The sequence below is a fragment of the Henriciella mobilis genome (genome assembly GCF_003576285.1).
Classification (GTDB): Bacteria; Pseudomonadota; Alphaproteobacteria; order Caulobacterales; family Hyphomonadaceae; genus Henriciella; species Henriciella mobilis.
Genome location: NZ_QWFX01000005.1, coordinates 684,782 through 702,604 on the forward strand (window position 1 = coordinate 684,782; position 17,823 = coordinate 702,604).

The following is a 17,823-nucleotide window of genomic DNA, read 5'->3' on the forward strand; positions in this document are numbered from 1 at the left end:
AAAGCCGTCACTCGCTCCGGTCGCCGCGATCAAGGTTTCAGGTGCCGGTTCAGGAAGGCCATGCGGGTCTTCATCAGATGGGTCTGCAGGGCCTGACCGCGAATGCCGTGGCGCTGGCCGGGATAGGTCATCAGGTCGAACATCAGCCCCTTTTCCTGCATCGCCGCCATCAGCCGGGTCATGTTGTCGAAGGTGACATTGTCATCGGCCATGCCGTGCATCAGTAGCGTTGGCGGCAGCGCGCCCTCAAGCTGGTCGAGGTGGTAGAAAACCGATGATTTTTCATAGCCCTCGGGATTGTCCTGGGGCGTGTCCATATAGCGCTCAGTGTAGAAGGTGTCATAGAGCGACCAGTCGGTCACGGGTGCGCCAGCGGCGGCGGCCGCGAAGGTGCCTTCCGGCGACTGCAGGATGGTCATGAGCGTCATGTAGCCGCCATAGGACCAGCCCTGAATGGCGATCCTGTCGGCATCGACGAAGGGCTGTGCTTTCAGCCAGTCGACGCCAGCGAGCTGGTCGCGCACTTCCGGCCCGCCGGTCTGGCGGTAGATGACATCCTCAAAGCGCTTGCCGCGGTTCGCCATGCCGCGATTGTCGAGCCGGAAGACGATGTAACCCTGACGTGCAAGGTACTGATCGGAGAGACTTTCCCAGTCCCGGTCGACCGTCTGCACGTGCGGCCCGCCATAGACATCGATGATGACCGGATAGGTTTTTGACGGATCAAAGTCCGCCGGTTTCAGGATGGAGTAATGCAAAGTCTGGCCATCTTCGGCCTCCAGCGTACCGAATTCCGGCACGGCATGGGTATCCAGATAGGGCGCATAAGGATGGCTCTCATCGAGCGCATTCTCCTCGATCCAGCCGATCAGCGCGCCGTCAGCGCTGTAAAGTCCCGTCTGTGGCGGCTGAGTGGGAGAGGAGGACGTCCCGACAAAGGATTTGCCGTCCGGCGCCATGGTGACGGACCAGGACTTGCCAGCTTCGGTGATGCGCACCGGCGGCGGACAGTCGACCTGCGCGCGGGCAGACATAGGCGTCAGATCGGTGCAATTGCTGTCGGGGAGGCGGCCAGTGTCGCGGCTGTTCTCCAGCTCCTCATCCGTCCACGGAAGGCGAATACGATAGAGGTGCTGCTCCAGCGGCGTGTCGGCATAACCGGTGAAATAGACCATGCGGGTTTCGCGATCGATGGCTTTCAGGCTGTCGATGGCCCAGTTTCCGCCCGTAATGGGAACAAGGTCATCGGACTCGCTGCCAAAGCGCGACAGGGCGAGATGACGGTAGCCACTCTGTTCGGTTGAAAGGACGATGCCTTCATCAACGGTGCAGAAATCCTTCGAGAGGTTGACCCATTTTTCCTGTCTTTCCCTGAGCGGTGACCAGACGCGCCATGGCTTGCCGTCGGTGCGGTGATAGGTGATCTCCGTCTGGTCGCGGTTCACTGTCTGGAACCACAGGCTGCGGCCCGCCCAGTTGACACGCGCCAGGTAAGTGTCCGGACCGACGCCATAGATGTTGCTCACCTCGCCAGTTTTCATGTTCCGGACCATGAGATTGACAAGCGCGTTCGGCCGGCCGGCGCGTGGATAGCGCTGGTCGATGACTGTGGTCTGCTCGGCAGCGATGTCGAAACGCTCGACAATGTCGACCTTGCTTTCATCGACGCGGGTATACGCGATGTGGCGCTCGTCCGGGCTCCACCAATAGCCGGTGTATCGGCTCATCTCTTCCTGGGCGACGAATTCGGAGACGCCATAGGCGATGGCCTTGTCCGGCTCGGCGTCGGGGCTGATCTGGCGCTCTTCGCCGGTCGCCAGATCGATGACGAACAGAGCGCCATCGCGGATGAAGGAGACGAAATTTCCCTTCGGTGAAACCCGGGCATCATATTCAAAGGCGTCGGTGTCGATCAGCTGGCGGACCGAATGGCCATCCTCGCCCAGTGAGACGAGATAGAGATCGCCGCCAAGCGGCACCAGGATCGTGTCTGCTGTTCCCCACGCATAATCGACAATGCCCTTGCGGCCAGCGATCCGCTTGCGTTCGCGCAAGGCCTTCTCTTCTTCCGATAATTCGCCCTCGTCCGGCACGAGTACGGAGGAGTCTACCAGCATGGACTGTTCGCCAGTCTCGACGTCGAACTGCCAGAGATCGTAGCGGCTGCCATCGTCCTCACGCGCCTTGAGAAAGGTCACGCGCCTGCCGTCCGGGGAGTACTTTACGCCCGTCGCCGATGGGCCGGAAAGGGAAGGAGAAGCGTAAAGCCGCTCGATGGTGAGTTCGGCTCGATTGGTCACTTGGGCAGTCTCCCTGTCGCGCGCCTGAGCAGACACACAGCCGGCGCTTCCCGCAACCAGGGCAGTGAGAACCAGCAGAGTCGAAATGCGCCGTTTCATCTGGAAACCCGTAGAGGCCGAGCGCCGGCCAATCAAGCGCCCCATTCCGGTCATTCAATGGCCTTGGCTGCCTGCTCTGGAATAAAGGGCAGGTTGACTTGCCTGCCGCCTTCGATAAAAAGGCAAGTGATCAATCACTCACAAAGAATCGGGAATAGCCATGCTCAACTATATGAAATCCGCCGCTGCGGTCGCCGTGCTCATCACGCTGGGGGGATGCAGCGCCTATCTCCAGTCCAGCTCCGGGACCGATTACCTCGCCCGTTATGACCGACTGGGCTATGACGCCGCCCCTGCGGCTGGCGGTCAGGATGCTGCGGATGTCGATGCCGATGTCCGGCGGATTGCCAGCGTTGAGCCGCGCCTGGAGTTTCCCGCACGGATCGGCCTTGCCCGGGTCGGGCGTTTCGGGCTCACCGCGATTCCCGGCGATGAAGCCCTGATCTGGCAGGCGGCGCTTGAAGATATTGGCGATAGCTTTGGCGAGTTTGTGCCCGTTAGCCCGCTGATCGCTTCCATGGTGTCTTCGCCGGCGCCTGAAGGCACGGACCGGGCAGGTGCCATCATTGCCGATATCCGCCGGGGCGCGGCCCGCCAGCATCTCGACTATGTGCTGATCTATGAAGTCGGCTCGTCATCGCGCGAGAAATCGAACGCCGTCTCTCTGGCGGACCTGACTATTGTCGGCATGTTCGTAATCCCGACCCGCAGTATCGATGTCGAGGCGTCTGCCAGCGGCCTGCTCGTCGATGTGCGCAATGGCTATCCCTATGCAACGCTGACCGGGCATTCGGAAAAGTCGGGTATCAGCCGGGCGGTCTCCAGCATTTCCACGGCGCGCGACTTTGTCGATACGGCCGAGGAACGCGCCGTGGCCGAGCTTGCAAGCGACGTCGCCGAGGCATTGGAAGGGCTGAAGCAAAGGAGCCTTGAACTGGCCGCCGAATGACAGAATTCAAGAGCAGTGCCGCTCTGAGCCCTGACTTGCCGGCCTTTCCGATGGGCTCGCGACTCCTGCCGGAGCGCTGAGGCAGCACACCTTCCGGCTTGATTACCGCCCCGCTCAGCGTCTACACCGCGAGGCAACTGTTCCCACTCCAATTTGATCGAGCGTCATCCCATGGCCGGACCCCAATACGTTTACCATATGCAAGGCCTTACCAAAGCCTATCCGGGCGGCAAGAAGGTCTTCGAGAACATCCACCTCTCCTTCCTCCCGGATGCCAAGATTGGCGTTGTCGGCGTCAACGGCTCGGGCAAGTCCACGCTGATGCGGATCATGGCGGGCGAGGACAAGGATTTTAACGGTGAGGCCTGGGCCGCTGACGGCATCAAGGTCGGCTATCTGCCGCAGGAGCCGAAGCTCGATCCCGAAAAAACCGTCTTCGAGAACGTCGCTTCCGCCTGCCCGGAAAAGCAGATGGTCGACAAGTTCAACGAGATCTCGATGAAGCTCGGCGAGGAATATTCCGACGAGCTCATGGAAGAGATGACCGCGCTGCAGGAGCAGATCGACGGCGCCGATGCGTGGGACATCGACTCCAAGATCGAGATGGCGCTCGAAGCGCTGCGTTGCCCGCCGGACGATGCCGATGTCACAAAGCTCTCGGGCGGTGAGATCCGCCGGGTTGCGATCTGCAAGCTGCTGCTGTCCAAGCCCGACATGATCCTGATGGACGAGCCGACCAACCACCTCGATGCCGAGACGGTGAACTGGCTGCAGAACTATCTTATGAACTTCCCGGGCTGCGTGATCCTGATCACCCACGACCGGTATTTCCTCGACAAGATTACCGACTGGATCCTGGAGCTCGATCGCGGCCGCGGCATTCCCTACAAGGGCAACTATTCCGACTGGATCGAGCAGAAAGCCAAGCGGATGGAGCAGGAAGCCCGCGAGGACGCTGGCAAGAAGCGCACGCTGGCCAAGGAACTCGAATGGGTCCGGGCTGGTGCGAAAGCCCGCCAGACAAAGTCGAAAGCACGTATCCAGGCCTATGAACAGCGCGCTGCCGAGGCGGAGCGCGAGAAGGTCTCCCACGCACAGATACGCATCCCGCCGGGCCCGCGCCTTGGCAATCTGGTCATTGAGGCCGAGAACATTCGCAAGGCGTTTGGCAACAATCTGCTGATCGACGATCTCAGCTTCTCACTGCCGCCGGGTGGCATCGTTGGTGTGATCGGTCCGAACGGCGCTGGTAAATCGACGCTGTTCAAGATGATCCTCGGTCAGGAAGAGCCCGATTCCGGTTCGATCCGCGTCGGCGATACGGTGAAGCTCGGCTATGTGGACCAGTCCCGCGACAAGCTGGACGACAAGAAGAATGTCTGGGAAGAGATTTCCGACGGTCTCGATGTCATCGACCTTGGCGGCGTTGAGGTAAATTCGCGGGCCTATACCGGCGCCTTCAACTTCAAGGGCTCAGACCAGCAGAAGAAGGTTGGTCTGCTGTCCGGCGGTGAGCGCAACCGTGTGCATCTCGCCAAGATGCTGCGCCAGGGCGCCAACTGCCTGCTGCTCGACGAACCGACCAACGACCTCGACGTGGAGACGCTGCAGGCGCTGGAAGAAGGCCTCGACGGCTTCCCCGGCTGCGCTGTCGTCATCTCGCACGACCGCTGGTTCCTCGACCGCATGGCAACGCACATTCTCGCCTTTGAGGGCGACAGCCACGTCGAATGGTTCGAGGGCGACTTCTCGTCCTATCTGGAAGACAAGAAGCGCCGCCTCGGCCCCGACGCTGTCGAGCCGAAGCGCGTGAAATTCAAGAAGTTCGCGCGAAACTAGGCGATCCGTCATGCCGGCGCCGGTGACCTTCTGGTTTGAGTTCGCGTCGACCTATTCCTACCTCTCGGTCATGCGGATCGAGGCGGAAGCGGCGCGCCGGAAGGTCGAAGTCAAATGGACGCCCTTCCTGCTCGGGCCGATCTTCAAGGCCCAGGGCTGGGATACCTCGCCCTTCAACCTCTATCCCGCCAAGGGCCGCAACATGTGGCGCGACATGGAGCGGCGGGCGGCGAAGTTCGCAATTCCGTTCAAGCCGTGGACCGGCGAAGACGGCCGCATTTTTCCGCAGAACGGTCTGCTTGCGGCGCGCACCGCCATCGCTGCCTTACATGAGCCGTGGGGCCGGGACTTCGTGCGCCGCGTCTATACCGCCCAGTTTGCCGAGGGGCTCGACATCTCGAACCCGAATGTGATCGGCGACTGCATCGAGGCGGCGGGCGGCGTTGACCGGATCTACCTGCATATGGGGCATTCCAATACCCAGAAGCAGCGCCTGAAGGAGAATACCGACGCGGCCATTGCTGCCGGCGTGTTCGGCGCGCCGAGCTTCACGGTTGGCGGCGAACTCTTTTGGGGCGATGACCGCCTTGAGGACGCGCTAGACTGGGCGCTCAGCCACCCCGCCTGAAGGGGGACTTCACAACGATGGTGGTCTTGCCATCGTCTTCTCTTGCGTCCTCCGGGCGCACGGCCTGCGGCGAGAAGCTGTCGCTGGTCTCATCCATCGCCATCCGGCCGGCTGGCGGTGTCGCGGCGACCTGGTCTTCCGGCACGATCTGGAAGCCGAGTGCGCCAAGCAGGAAGTAGAAGCCGATCCCTGTGATAACGGCGGTGGCCAGCGTACGCACGATGAACCGGACGATGGCGCCTTTGATCGTCCAGGCGAGCACAGCTGCGCCGCCACCGCCCGCCAGGCCGGCGCCGGATGCCACGGCGGCGAGATCGAACACTTCATTGAACCAGTCCATCACCATCTCCTTTGTCTGCAGGCATCCGAGCGGACGCCTTTCTGAAGGGTGACTATGCCGTCAGAGCGGCGCCTGCGCCAGATGGTGTGAAGGTCAGGCCTCGTTGTTGAGCACAAGCCGCACGCCGCCAATGTGCACGCCGTCGCCATTGCTGTGCAGGTCCAGCTTGTCCGCGCGTTCAAGCGCTTTCATGGCGCTGTTCAATGTGATGCAGAAGCCTTCCAGCTTTGTCTCTTCGCCGGGCTGGAACACCAGTGTCTGGTCGTCCTCCAGCTGGATGCGGGTGACGTCCGGATGGGTTGAGGCAGGCACGCCGAGGGCTGCAGCCCAGCGCGAGGCGAGGGCGTTCGGGTCAGGGCTCTCAAGGATGGCGCCGCTAAGCTCGCCTTCGATGGAATTGCTCTCCCAGTGCGGGCCGGCCCAGCGCCAGCTTTCCCACGGATGGGCCTCATCAAGCGAGACGATGGCGGCGCCGACATCGGCCGGGTGGATATGGCTGGCGGCGATGTCATCAAGGTCGATGTTCCAGACCCGGCGGATGCCCGCCCCGTCGAGGCGAGCGCGCGCGGCCTTGATGTCGTCGGTCTGGAAGATGGCCATATAGCCGCCCTCGCCATTGCGCTTCAGGAAGCGCTGGACGGGTGCATCGTCCTTCACCGGCCAGATGACTTCGAGGAACTGGTCGCCAATCGCAAAGACGGCGTTCTCGAGCCCGAACTCCGCCACGCCCGGGTCGGCAAAGGGCTCGCCGAGATCGAGCACGGATTGTAACTGATCAGCGACTTCCGAGGTCTCGGCGGCGATGACGAGCTGGCGCAGGCGTAATCGTGTCATGAACCTAGGATTAGCACGCCAGACAGGGCTTTTGCCAAGAGGAATCTGGACAGGTTTCCATGGGCGTGCCGCAGGCCCCACCGCGCACGCCTCTGGGGAGGGCCTGCATCAGGTGCCAAACGGCACAATGCTACTGGTGACGTTGGTTGAAGACGTTGAAAATGCTCTTCATTTTCTGCGGCTTCTTGGGCTTGGGCATCGCAGCTTCAGCCTTTCGTTTCCGCAGGAAGCGTGTCGGTCTCTGGTGACGTGTCATGGGATGGTCATCCCTTCTGTTTGCGTCGCGGCGTGCGATGCGGGATGTTCAGGATATCTGTCGGACGTCGCATCCGTCAGGCCGGAACAGCGCGGGCCAGGCGTGAGCCAGATTGTGGGTGGCAGGCCATGAAGGCGCCCGTCTCTATCGGCCATCCGGGCGCAGAAGGCAATGGCGCCCCTCACGCACGGGCGATCAGCCGGACCGCGAGAGGGGCAGGGCGCCTACTTCTTGCGCTGGTCGAAGACGTTGTGGACGCCGGTCTTCAGTGACGGGTTGGAGGCGTTCGTCTTCGGCTTTTCTTTTTTCGGTTTGCGGATTTCGCGGTTCGATTTCTGTTGTTTGGACATGGGGATGGTCACTTCTCATGCATCGCAGCCAGCGATGCGGTTTGCCCCTGAAAGCCGGGCAAGCGGAATGCTCGCCGAGGGCAGGGACAGCGCCGGATTGGCTTTGCGGATTGTGGTGTGACGTGAGCCGCAAAAGGCGTGGGTGAGATATCGTGCGCCCGGTGGGGGAATGCAATGGGTGTATGAGTTTCTATACGCCGGTGAGAGCGGTGATGGAGGGCTTGGAAAGAGCGTTGTTCTAATGCGCCTCCGCCCATGTCTTCGCGGCCCGCGCGTCGACGTCCAGCGGGACGCTGAGCTGTAGCGCGGGCAGCGGCGCCTTTTCCATCACTTTGCGGACGGTCTCGATCGTGTCCTCGGCCTGGGCTTCCGGGACTTCGAAGATGAGTTCGTCATGCACCTGCAACAGCATTTTCGCGTCGAGCTTCTTCTTCGCGAGCGCTTCCGGCATGGCGATCATGGCGCGTTTGATGATGTCGGCGGCGGAGCCCTGGATCGGGGCGTTGATGGCCTGGCGTTCGGCGAAGGCCCGCTGGGCGCCGTTCTTGGAGTTCATTTCCTTCAGGTGCAGCTTGCGTCCGAACGCGGTCTTCACGAAGAGATTGTCCTTCGCGAAGTCCTTTGTCTCGTCCATGTATTTCCGGATGCCGGGGAATTTCTCGAAATACGCCTTGATGTAATCCGACGCCTCGCTGCGCTCGATGCCGAGCTGGTTGGCGAGCCCGAAGGCCGAGATGCCGTAGATGATGCCGAAATTGATTGCCTTCGCCTTGCGCCGGACCATCGGGTCCATGCCTTCGATGGGTGTGTCGAACATCTCGCTCGCCGTCATGGCGTGAATGTCGAGGCCCTCCTTGAAGGCATTCTTCAGCGCGTCGATGTCGGCGATATGGGCGAGCAGGCGCAGCTCGATCTGGCTGTAGTCCGCGCTGATCAGGACATTGCCGTCCTCTGCGATGAAGGCTTCGCGGATCTTGCGGCCTTCCTCGGTGCGCACGGGGATGTTCTGGAGATTCGGATCGGTCGATGACAGCCGGCCGGTCTGCGCGCCCGCCATGGAGTAGGAGGTGTGAACCCGCCCCGTCTCGGGGTTGATCGCGTCCTGCAACGCCTCTGTGTAGGTCGAGCGCAGCTTCGACAGCATGCGCCAGTCGAGAATGATCTGCGGCAGCTCATGGCCTTGCGCGGCGAGGTATTCGAGCTGGCTCGCATCGGTCGACCACTGGCCGGACTTGGTCTTCTTGCCACCTGGCAGGCCCATCTCGCCGAACAGGATATCGCCGATCTGCTTGGGCGACCCCATGTTGAACTCGCCGCCGGCCGCCTTGTAGGCGGCGTCTTCAAGGCCCGCCATGCGCTGGGCAAAGTCCGACGACATGCGCGACAGGTGATCGCGGTCGACCTTGATGCCCGCGCGCTCCATGCCGGCCAGCACGGGGATGAGCGGACGGTCCAGCGTCTCGTAGACGGTTGTGACTTTCTCCCGGTGCAGCCACGGCTTGAAATGCTGCCACAGGCGCAGTGTGACATCGGCGTCCTCGGCGGCGTATTCGGTGGCCTTGTCGAGCGGCACGCGGTCGAAGGTGATCTGCGACTTGCCGGTGCCGGCGACCTCCTTGAACGGGATCGGCGAGTGGTGGAAGTAGCGCTCCGACAGCTCGTCCATGCCATGGCCGTGCATGCCGGCGTGCAGGGCGAAGGAGATCAGCATCGTGTCGTCGATGGGCGTGACGTGGATGCCGTTGCGGGCGAAGACCGTGTAGTCATACTTGAAGTTCTGGCCGACTTTCAGGACGGACGGATCCTCAAGAAGCGGCTTCAGCGCCTTCAGCGCATCTTCCTTGCGGATCTGGCGCGGCGGGTCTGCGTCGAACATGTCGCTGCCGCCCGAATGGTCCGGATCGATATGGCCGAGCGGGATGTAGCAGGCTTCGTTGGGCGAGAGGGCGATTGAAATACCGACCAGGTCGCAGGTCTGGCAGTCGAGGCTGTTGGTCTCGGTGTCGAGCCCGATGACGCCTGCCTCATGGGCGCGCGCGATCCAGTCTTCCAGCGTCTTGAAATCGCGGATGCAGACATAGTTTTCCGCGTCGAACCCGATATCGCCAGCGGTGGTTTCGTCGATCACGCCCTCGGCCTCGAACGTCTCGCGCACGCGGCGGGTAATGGTGCGGAATTCCATCTTCTCGAGGAAGTCGATCAGCGTCTTCGGGTCCGGATCGGCGACGGCAAGGTCTTCCAGCGCGACCTCGACCGGCACGTCATCCTTCAGTGTGACGAGCAACTTGGAGGTGCGGACCTGCTCGGCATGCTCGATCAGGGTCTGGCGGCGCTTGGGTTGCTTGATCTCCTCGGCGCGTTCGAGCAGTTCCTCGACAGTGCCGTATTCCTCCAGCAGCGTTGCCGCTGTCTTCACGCCGATACCGGGCGCGCCGGGGATATTGTCGACGCTGTCGCCAGCGAGCGCCTGGACGTCGATCACCTTGTCAGGCGTTACGCCGAATTTTTCGAACACGGCGTCAGCATCGATCTGCTTGTTCTTCATCGTGTCGAGCATGTGGATCTTGTCAGTGACCAGCTGCATCAGGTCCTTGTCGGACGAGACGATGGTGACGCGCGCGCCCTTCGCCTCGGCCTGGCGGGCATAGGTCGCGATCAGGTCGTCGGCCTCATAGCCTTCCTGCTCCAGCGCGTGGGTGTGGAAGGCGACGGCGGCCTCGCGCACCAGCGGGAATTGCGGGCGCAGGTCCTCCGGCGGCTCGTCGCGATTGGCCTTGTATTCCGGATAGAGGTCGTTGCGGAAGGAGTAGGACGACTTGTCGAAGACGCAGGCGAAATGCGTCGGCCGTTCGCCGCCTTTCAGCTCTTCCAGCAGCTTCCAGAGCATGTTGCAGAAGCCCGATACCGCGCCGACCGGCAGGCCGTCCGAGGCACGGGTCAGCGGCGGCAGGGCATGATAGGCGCGGAAGATGTAGGCGCTCGCATCGATCAGGTAGAGATGGCTGTCTTCGGTGACGGGCGCAGATGGCATGGGCGATTCCTCTTCAGACCGCTGGTGTAGCGGCTGACAAAGGCGAGGGGTAGGCCCTGCATGAAGTCTTCAGTGGGTAGTTAGAAGTCGCTGCCGCCTGTCGGCCTGCCGGGGATCTCGCCGCGCTGCTGCTCGCGCAGCTCCTCCAGCGTCGGCCGGTCGCCCGGACGGTTTTCCGTCTTCGGGGCCCGCAGCGATGCGACGCGCAGCTCGGCATGGCCGTCGCTGCGATAATCCTGGCTGAGATCGGTGATGACGGAGCTGAACTCCGTGAAGCTCACGCGCCGGTCGAGATTAGGGTCGAAGCGCACCGGATTGGCCAGCGAATCATCGCGTGTCGGCAGACTGGCGGCCCATTTCTGCTGTTCGATGGCGGTCACGACGCCATCGCCATTGCCATCGGCGGCCGCAAAAGCAATCGCGATCCCGGCATCCAGTTCAGCATCCGAAATACGCCCGTCGCCGTCCCGGTCGAACGAGGCCAGCAGGCCGCCGCCGGGTTTCAGCTTGTCGGTTTTGAGGATCGTCTTGTCGCGATCGGACTTCACCTCGCCGGAGCCGGGCAGGCGCACCAGCGTGTCATCCTCGGCAAAAGCCGGCTGCGCGCCGAATGACAGCAGCAGGACCGAAACAAGTGCAGATGCAGGCAAAAGCCGGGTCATGAGACCTCCTCAACATCACTCCACGAAACGTAGCTTAACGCGCCGTTGCAGAATTACCACATTAGGAATGCGTCAGAAGTGAGATGGGTCCCTGTCCGGATGTAGTCGGCGCGATGGAGCAAGAGCATGGACAGTGGGATGAGATCTCTTGTCGGCCAATGCTGCTCGCTCCCTTGCTTTCGCCCTGCGCCTCCGCTAAACGGCCCATATAAACGTATAAAGGAACATTGATATGTCGAATGACTTCGCTGTAGCGGACATCTCCCTCGCCGACTTCGGCCGTAAGGAAATCGCCATTGCCGAGACCGAAATGCCGGGCCTGATGGCGGCGCGCGAAGAGTATGGCGCCGACCAGCCCCTGAAGGGCGCCCGCATTGCCGGCTCGCTCCACATGACCATCCAGACCGCTGTTCTCATCCAGACGCTGGAAGCCCTCGGCGCCGAAGTGCGCTGGGCCAGCTGCAACATCTACTCCACCCAGGACCACGCCGCCGCCGCGATTGCCGACAATGGCACGCCGGTCTTCGCCCACAAGGGCGAGACGCTCGATGAGTACTGGCAGTTCTGTGACAAGATCTTTGAATGGCCGGATGGCAAGCTGATCAACCTCATCCTCGATGATGGCGGCGACGCGACCATGTATATCCTGCTCGGTGAGAAGGCAGAGAAGGACCCGTCCGTCCTCGACAAGCCGAAATCGGAAGAAGAGATCGCGCTGTTCAAGCAGATCAAGAAGCGCATCAGCGAAACGCCAGGCTGGTTTGCCAAGGTGAAGAAGGAAATCCGCGGCGTCTCTGAAGAGACGACGACCGGCGTGAACCGTCTTTACCAGCTCTCGAAGAAGGGCGAGCTGCCTTTCCCGGCGATCAACGTCAACGACTCGGTGACGAAGTCGAAGTTTGACAACAAATATGGCTGCCGCGAGAGCCTCGTCGATGCGATCCGCCGTGGCACCGACGTCATGATGGCCGGCAAGACCGCTTTCGTCGCCGGCTACGGCGATGTCGGCAAGGGCTCGGCAGCCTCGCTCGCTGGCGCCGGTGCGCGCGTCACGGTCTCCGAAGTCGACCCGATCTGTGCCTTGCAGGCCGCAATGGACGGCTTCGACGTGCAGACCCTCGATGACAGTGTCGGGAAGGCCGACATCTTCGTCACCGCAACCGGCAACAAGGACATCATCACCGTCGATCATATGCGGGCGATGAAGGACATGGCGATCGTCTGCAACATCGGCCACTTCGATAATGAGATTCAGGTCGAGGGGCTGCGCAATTTCCAGTGGACGAACATCAAGCCGCAGGTCGACATGATCACCTTCCCGGATGGCAAGCGCATCATCCTCCTGTCCGAAGGGCGCCTGGTGAACCTTGGTAATGCGACCGGCCACCCGTCCTTCGTGATGTCGGCCTCCTTTACCAACCAGACGCTGGCTCAGATCGCCCTGCACAAGAACAAGGGCGAGTACAAGAACGAGGTCTACACGCTACCCAAGCACCTCGACGAGAAGGTGGCGCGGCTGCACCTCGCCAAGCTGGGCGTCGGCCTGACCGAGCTGTCGACCGAACAGGCTGACTATATCGGCGTGACGACTGAAGGCCCCTACAAGCCGGAACATTACCGCTACTAGGTGTCCGGCGCGCCTTGCGCGCTCGCCTTTGGGCTGACGCCCCGGGGCGTATGGATACACGCCAAGACGATGAGAAGCGCCAGCGGCAAGTCTGGCGCTTCTTTCATTTTTCTGACCCTTGCAGCTGCCCGCGAAAAAAGTGACACTTCCGTCAGATAAAAAAGGACGGGAGGCCTTTCGGAATGCGCACAATGATCATGGCGGCCGCCGCGGCGGCCCTGCTTACGGGCTGTGGTGGACCGGGCGGAACGGAGGATACGGACGCGCCGGCCAGCACGGACGCCGCCGACACCAATGCGAGCCTGGAGCCTGGCGATGATTTCGCCGCGCGCCTGCAGACCCTCCTCATCGAAGCCGAGCCGGGCAGCACGATCACGCTGCCGCGCGGCACGTTCATGATGACCGATGGACTCTCGCTTGATGTTGATGGGGTCACGATCAGCGGTGCAGGTCAGGGTGAGACCATCCTCGACTTTTCCGGCCAGCGCGGCTCCGGCGAAGGGCTTCTGGTCACGGCCGATGATGTAACGCTGGAGAATTTCACCATCCAGGAGACGAAGGGCGACGGTATCAAGTCCAAGGATGCCGACCGCATCATCTACCGCGACCTGACGGTCGAATGGCTGGGTGAGCCGGACGAGGAGAATGGCGCCTACGGCGTCTATCCGGTCGAGAGTACGGATGTGCTGGTCGAGCGTGTGACGGTGCGCGGCGCCTCGGATGCCGGCATCTATGTCGGCCAGTCCGACAGGATCATCGTTCGCGACAGCCTGGCTGAATACAATGTCGCCGGGATCGAGATCGAGAACTCCACCAACGCTGCGGTCTATGGCAATACGGCCCGCCACAATGCGGGCGGCATCCTCGTCTTCGACCTGCCGGACCTGCCGGTCATGGGCGGCAATTCCACCGCAGTCTATGACAATGACATCCTCGACAATAATACCCGCAACTTCGCTCCGCCCGGCAATATCGTGGCTGGCGTGCCGTCCGGGACGGGCGTCATCATCATGGCGAATGACAAGGTCGAGGTGTCGAACAACCGGTTTGGCGACAACCAGACCGTCCAGATCCTGATCACCGCCTATACCGAGCCGTTCACCGACGAGGCCTACAACCCGCTGCCGCGCAACGTCGCCATCTTTGGCAACACCTATGGCCGCAGCGGCTACAATCCTAAGGGAATTCTCGGCAGCTTCGCGCCGCTGGTCGGCGGCAGCCTGCCGCCAATCGTCTGGGATGGCGTCACGCGCTGGGGCGATGAGACGGACACTGATGTGAACATCTTCATCGACGAGCCGGACACGGTTGGCTTCATCAATCTCGGCCTCGGGACATACCCCATCAGCGTGGAGAATGCCGCGCCGACGATGGACAGGCCGGACGCGGACCGGTTTGATCCGCTACCTGCGATCACGCTCGAACACGCCGAATGATGCGGCACCTTGCGGCCGCGTTGCTGGCCGGTCTGCTCGCGGCGTGCGGGCAGACAGCGGCCGGGCCGGACCTGAACACGATCCTCGCTGAAAAGCCGGCACGGACGCTTTCCGAGTACGGCCTGTTCGCGGACGCTAGCGCGCGAGAGCCGGCCGAGGGCGTCGTTTCCTACAATCTCGTCAATCCGCTTTTCTCCGATCACGCGGCCAAGCACCGTTTCGTCTACGTGCCGAAGAACAAGGCGGCCGCCTACCGGCCCGATGAGGTGTTCGACTTTCCGGTCGGAACGGTGCTGGTCAAGACCTTCGCCTTCGCCCCGGACATGCGCCAGCCCACGGTCGATGAGCGCTATCGCGAGACGCGCCTGCTGATCCGCAAGGCCGAAGGCTGGGCGGCCTATCCCTATGTCTGGAACGAGGAGGAGACCGAGGCGGTCTATGCGCCCGCCGGGGCCTGGCTGGACCTCGCCTTCACGGACGAGCACGGCACCGCGCTGGACATCGAGTATCGCGTGCCCAACCAGAACCAGTGCAAGACGTGCCACCAACTCGGCGATGCGATTGCGCCGATCGGGCCGAAGGCGCGCAATCTCAATCATCAGGGCCCCTATGGCCATGCGCAGCTGGCAGACTGGGCCGCGCGCGGTATCCTGGCCGGCCTTCCCGAGGCGCCGCCCACGGTGCCCGAGGTATCCGACGCGACCGCGCCGCTGGAGCAACGCGCGCGCGCCTATCTCGATATCAATTGCGCGCACTGTCACCGGCTGGAGGGCTCGGCCTCCAATTCCGGCCTTTTCCTGGGCTACGAAGTCGATACCCCGACGGCCATCGGCATCGGCAAGCATCCGACGGCCGCCGGGCGTGGCTCAGGCGATGCGGTCTTTGTGATCGCACCGGGGCAGCCGGACAGGTCGATCCTCAGCTACCGGATGGCGTCCTCCGAGGCAGGAATCGCGATGCCCGAGCTTGGCCGCTCAGTCATCGACGAGGATGGCGTTGCGCTGGTGCGAGAGTGGATTGCCGGCATGGAGGCGCGGTAGGCGCTTTCCCCGCGCCCCGGTCGGACAGCGAAACGGCGCCGGATCAATCCGACGCCGCTTGCCGTGGGAGGATGCGGCGGGGCCGCGGGCTAAAGTTAAAGTTCGAATTCCCAGGAGGCCCGGCAGGTATTATAGGCGGCATGCCCCTTCCAGCTGCGTGAGGCGTCGTCAGGATCGTTTGACAGGCACCAGGCGCGGTCGTTGGAGACGCCCTCGACGTCGACTTCCTCGCCATTCTTGTAGACGAAGATCTGGTCGAGCATTGCGCCATCGGTACCGTCGGTCTCGATGCGGTACCAGCTCGCCGGACCATCGGTGATCACGTCGAACTCGATGTCGTAGCAACCGAGGATGCCCCGCTCGGTGTTCTCCTTGATGGAGCCGCGGCCGATTTCCTTCTTGTTGGCATCCATGAAGACTGCCGTGATACGGTCGTCGGTGCCCTCATTGTCGATCCCGTCAACGTCACAGTCGATATCGAGACTGTAGCGGACCTTCGGCTTGTTGCTGCTGGCGGCCGCCGCCAGCGTGTCCCACTGATTGAAGGTAACAGGCTGGCCGGAATAGCTCCAGGTATGCTCCGTTACGCAGACGCCGTCGGAGGCATAGTTCCAGCTACCATCGGCATCGCCGCGATCAGTCGAAAAGCACCAGCCCTTGTCATTATTGAGCCCATAGGTGCGAACCTCGTCGCCATCCTTTTCGAGCACGATCCGGTCGACCATGAAGCCATCGTCCCCATTGGTGCTGATGGTCACGTACTCGGCCGATTCATCAAGCGTCGCTTCCAGGTCGACCCAGGTGAAGGTGCAGGCCGCGGCGGTGACGCCATCGGTCGAGGCGCTGCCCAGCTTTCGCCGGCTGGAGCTGTAGAAGGTGGCTGTGATCGTGTTTCCGGTGCTTTCATTGCCGATATCGTCAACCTCGCAATCGATCGAGACCGAATAGTCGAGGCTCTGCGTGCCGCGCTGGGAAAGTGGCTGGTAGGCAATTTCGAGCTCGTCCGTGTGAACCTGGCCGACCGGATTCTGTCGGCCCGACCAGAGGCCAAGGATGCGACCTTCCTTGCCATAAGGCGAAAACCCTCCGGCAAAGCGGAAGGCCGGGCGCTGCTGGACGCATGTCTGCGCGCGCTGGGTACGTTCGATATTGGCTTCGTACACCGTCTTTGCCTTGCCGCGGACGAAGTCGATCTCTGCCAGAACCACGACGTCTTCATATTTCGTGCGCACGTCATACCCGGCTGCGATGGCGCCAGCGCCCTCGGCGACGCAGCGAACGCCATAGTCGCCCTCACGGACCCATTGGGGGTAGTCGGTGTTCTCAAGGTGGCCGACATCGCTGGAGAAGGCCGAGGCGAGAAACAGCTTGCCGTCTGCCTGTGCGATAAGATTCGAGCCTTGCCCGGATGCCGGGACCGAAATCGTCCGGCAGTCGTCGAACTTGGTGGACCGGCTCATCAGCGAGGCGTTGCGCTCGGTCCGGCAGATTTCCGCATCGACATATCCGGATTTGATCAGCCCGTCGGCGTTGAGCGTGTAGTAGCGGCCTTCAGCGCGGTTGTAGACGAGGCCGGTCGCGTCCCGTCCTCCCTCTGTCTTCAGGTGCCAAAGGTGTTCGACCTCACCTTCTGGCGAGATGTGGTAGTAGCGTGACCCACTCTTCCTGACGCCGAAATCCTTCCAGGATGTGCCGACCGCGACGATGTCGCCCGCAGCCTGAATGGCGCTTGGGTGGCCCTCGAGGCCGTCATCGCTGTGGCAATAATAGGTCCAGTCGAGCGTGCGGTCAGGATTGTCGGGATCGAAGGGCGAGGAAAAGGCCAGCACGCCGCCGCATCTGGGGGCTTCATCGTGCTCCTGGCGCGAGATTGAGACGACGAGCCGGCCGCCAGCGGTCATGGTGATACCCTGGACGTGATCGCCGATGTGCATGCCGGCGCCGTACTTATCGACGAAACCGTCGAGGTCGGCTTCGAAGATGGATGCCTTGCGGCCCGTCATCTGCCGGATGGCGTATTCGACATCCTCGACGACCGGACTTTTCGTGACAGCGTCTTCAGGCCTCTGGGCCAGGATCTCGACGAGGTCGTTCATGGCATAGTGATCGTAAGGATTATCGGCATAGTCGGTTTTCAGGCCGCCGACATCGGCCGCCGTCGCGTCGCTGAGATCGCAGGCATTGTCATTCTTGTGATAGTCGAACGACTTGCAGGAGAACTCCCGGACGGTCATGCAGGCCGAGGCGCATTGCTGTTTTGTGACATTGTCGAGGCGCAGATTGTTGTGGCCCGCAATCGCGGCATTCGGGGTCCGCTCAAAGTTCTCCAGCTGGGCATGCGCGATTCCGCCCGCGCCAGCGCCGGCAAGCATCAGCAGGGCCGCCAGGCGTGCCCGCCGATTAGTCAGTTCTGTTTTCCTCATGAGACGATC

At 62.2% G+C, this 17,823-nt stretch carries 13 protein-coding genes; 6 read left to right on the plus strand and 7 right to left on the minus strand.

Translation table 11 applies throughout. The features are described from left to right. Positions 1-29: 29 nt before the first annotated feature. Positions 30-2,300, minus strand: a complete 2,271-nt coding sequence (locus D1223_RS03245) for a S9 family peptidase (protein WP_233353017.1) — start codon at positions 2,298-2,300, stop codon at positions 30-32. Between the two features lie 259 nt (positions 2,301-2,559). On the opposite strand from D1223_RS03245, the gene D1223_RS03250 reads away from it, so the two are divergent. The 3 genes from D1223_RS03250 to D1223_RS03260 all read left to right on the plus strand — a co-directional run bounded on the left by D1223_RS03250 (position 2,560) and on the right by D1223_RS03260 (position 5,815). After that, positions 2,560-3,348 (plus strand): hypothetical protein, encoded by a 789-nt coding sequence (locus D1223_RS03250; RefSeq protein ID WP_119374957.1) that lies wholly within the window; start codon positions 2,560-2,562, stop codon positions 3,346-3,348. 171 nt (positions 3,349-3,519) lie between these two features. Beyond that, positions 3,520-5,187 (plus strand): energy-dependent translational throttle protein EttA, encoded by a 1,668-nt coding sequence (gene ettA, locus D1223_RS03255; RefSeq protein ID WP_119374958.1) that lies wholly within the window; start codon positions 3,520-3,522, stop codon positions 5,185-5,187. Positions 5,188-5,197: 10 nt separating this feature from the next. Further along, positions 5,198-5,815, plus strand: a complete 618-nt coding sequence (locus D1223_RS03260; RefSeq protein WP_119374959.1) for a 2-hydroxychromene-2-carboxylate isomerase — start codon at positions 5,198-5,200, stop codon at positions 5,813-5,815. Here the strand turns inward: D1223_RS03260 and D1223_RS03265 are convergent. From D1223_RS03265 to D1223_RS03280, 5 genes are all read right to left on the minus strand, one after another. Further along, positions 5,799-6,155: a hypothetical protein gene (locus tag D1223_RS03265; protein ID WP_147372655.1), complete on the minus strand. Its 357-nt coding sequence runs from the start codon at positions 6,153-6,155 to the stop codon at positions 5,799-5,801. The two genes, D1223_RS03260 and D1223_RS03265, sit on opposite strands and share 17 nt — an antisense overlap. A 93-nt stretch (positions 6,156-6,248) precedes the next feature. Continuing rightward, entirely contained in the window at positions 6,249-6,989 is a 741-nt protein-coding gene (locus D1223_RS03270) for a VOC family protein (RefSeq protein ID WP_119374961.1), read from the minus strand. A 480-nt stretch (positions 6,990-7,469) separates the two neighbouring features. Then, a complete protein-coding gene (locus D1223_RS19135; RefSeq protein WP_267896301.1) occupies positions 7,470-7,595 on the minus strand; it encodes a hypothetical protein in 126 nt (41 codons plus the stop codon). A gap of 238 nt (positions 7,596-7,833) precedes the next feature. Further along, positions 7,834-10,626 carry a DNA polymerase I gene (gene polA / locus D1223_RS03275; RefSeq protein WP_119374962.1) on the minus strand — a complete coding sequence of 931 codons (2,793 nt, stop codon included), beginning with the start codon at positions 10,624-10,626 and terminating at the stop codon, positions 7,834-7,836. Between the two features lie 80 nt (positions 10,627-10,706). Beyond that, complete coding sequence (locus tag D1223_RS03280; RefSeq protein WP_119374963.1) at positions 10,707-11,288, minus strand: hypothetical protein; 582 nt, start codon at positions 11,286-11,288, stop codon at positions 10,707-10,709. Positions 11,289-11,514: 226 nt separating this feature from the next. Here D1223_RS03280 and ahcY point away from each other — a divergent pair, with 226 nt between their 5' ends. From ahcY to D1223_RS03295, 3 genes are all read left to right on the plus strand, one after another. Next, entirely contained in the window at positions 11,515-12,915 is a 1,401-nt protein-coding gene (gene ahcY / locus D1223_RS03285; protein ID WP_119374964.1) for an adenosylhomocysteinase, read from the plus strand. A gap of 182 nt (positions 12,916-13,097) precedes the next feature. Next, entirely contained in the window at positions 13,098-14,351 is a 1,254-nt protein-coding gene (locus D1223_RS03290) for a parallel beta-helix domain-containing protein (RefSeq protein ID WP_119374965.1), read from the plus strand. Beyond that, complete coding sequence (locus tag D1223_RS03295) at positions 14,348-15,391, plus strand: SO2930 family diheme c-type cytochrome (protein ID WP_233353018.1); 1,044 nt, start codon at positions 14,348-14,350, stop codon at positions 15,389-15,391. Before D1223_RS03290 ends, D1223_RS03295 begins: the two co-directional genes overlap by 4 nt. 95 nt (positions 15,392-15,486) lie before the next feature. Here D1223_RS03295 and D1223_RS03300 read toward each other — a convergent pair whose 3' ends face one another. Next, positions 15,487-17,814, minus strand: coding sequence for a PAN/Apple domain-containing protein (locus D1223_RS03300; RefSeq protein ID WP_119374967.1), 2,328 nt, complete (start codon positions 17,812-17,814; stop codon positions 15,487-15,489). Positions 17,815-17,823: the final 9 nt, after the last annotated feature.

Excerpts from the sequence above, each read along its gene's own strand:
- D1223_RS03300 (WP_119374967.1), bottom strand. The coding sequence starts at position 17,814 with ATGAGGAAAACAGAACTGACTAATCGGCGGGCACGCCTGGCGGCCCTG.
- D1223_RS03280 (WP_119374963.1), bottom strand. The coding sequence starts at position 11,288 with ATGACCCGGCTTTTGCCTGCATCTGCACTTGTTTCGGTCCTGCTGCTG.
- D1223_RS19135 (WP_267896301.1), bottom strand. The coding sequence starts at position 7,595 with ATGTCCAAACAACAGAAATCGAACCGCGAAATCCGCAAACCGAAAAAA.
- D1223_RS03295 (WP_233353018.1), top strand. The coding sequence starts at position 14,348 with ATGATGCGGCACCTTGCGGCCGCGTTGCTGGCCGGTCTGCTCGCGGCG.
- D1223_RS03265 (WP_147372655.1), bottom strand. The coding sequence starts at position 6,155 with ATGGACTGGTTCAATGAAGTGTTCGATCTCGCCGCCGTGGCATCCGGC.
- ettA (WP_119374958.1), top strand. The coding sequence starts at position 3,520 with ATGGCCGGACCCCAATACGTTTACCATATGCAAGGCCTTACCAAAGCC.
- D1223_RS03250 (WP_119374957.1), top strand. The coding sequence starts at position 2,560 with ATGCTCAACTATATGAAATCCGCCGCTGCGGTCGCCGTGCTCATCACG.
- D1223_RS03260 (WP_119374959.1), top strand. The coding sequence starts at position 5,198 with ATGCCGGCGCCGGTGACCTTCTGGTTTGAGTTCGCGTCGACCTATTCC.
- D1223_RS03270 (WP_119374961.1), bottom strand. The coding sequence starts at position 6,989 with ATGACACGATTACGCCTGCGCCAGCTCGTCATCGCCGCCGAGACCTCG.
- polA (WP_119374962.1), bottom strand. The coding sequence starts at position 10,626 with ATGCCATCTGCGCCCGTCACCGAAGACAGCCATCTCTACCTGATCGAT.
- D1223_RS03290 (WP_119374965.1), top strand. The coding sequence starts at position 13,098 with ATGCGCACAATGATCATGGCGGCCGCCGCGGCGGCCCTGCTTACGGGC.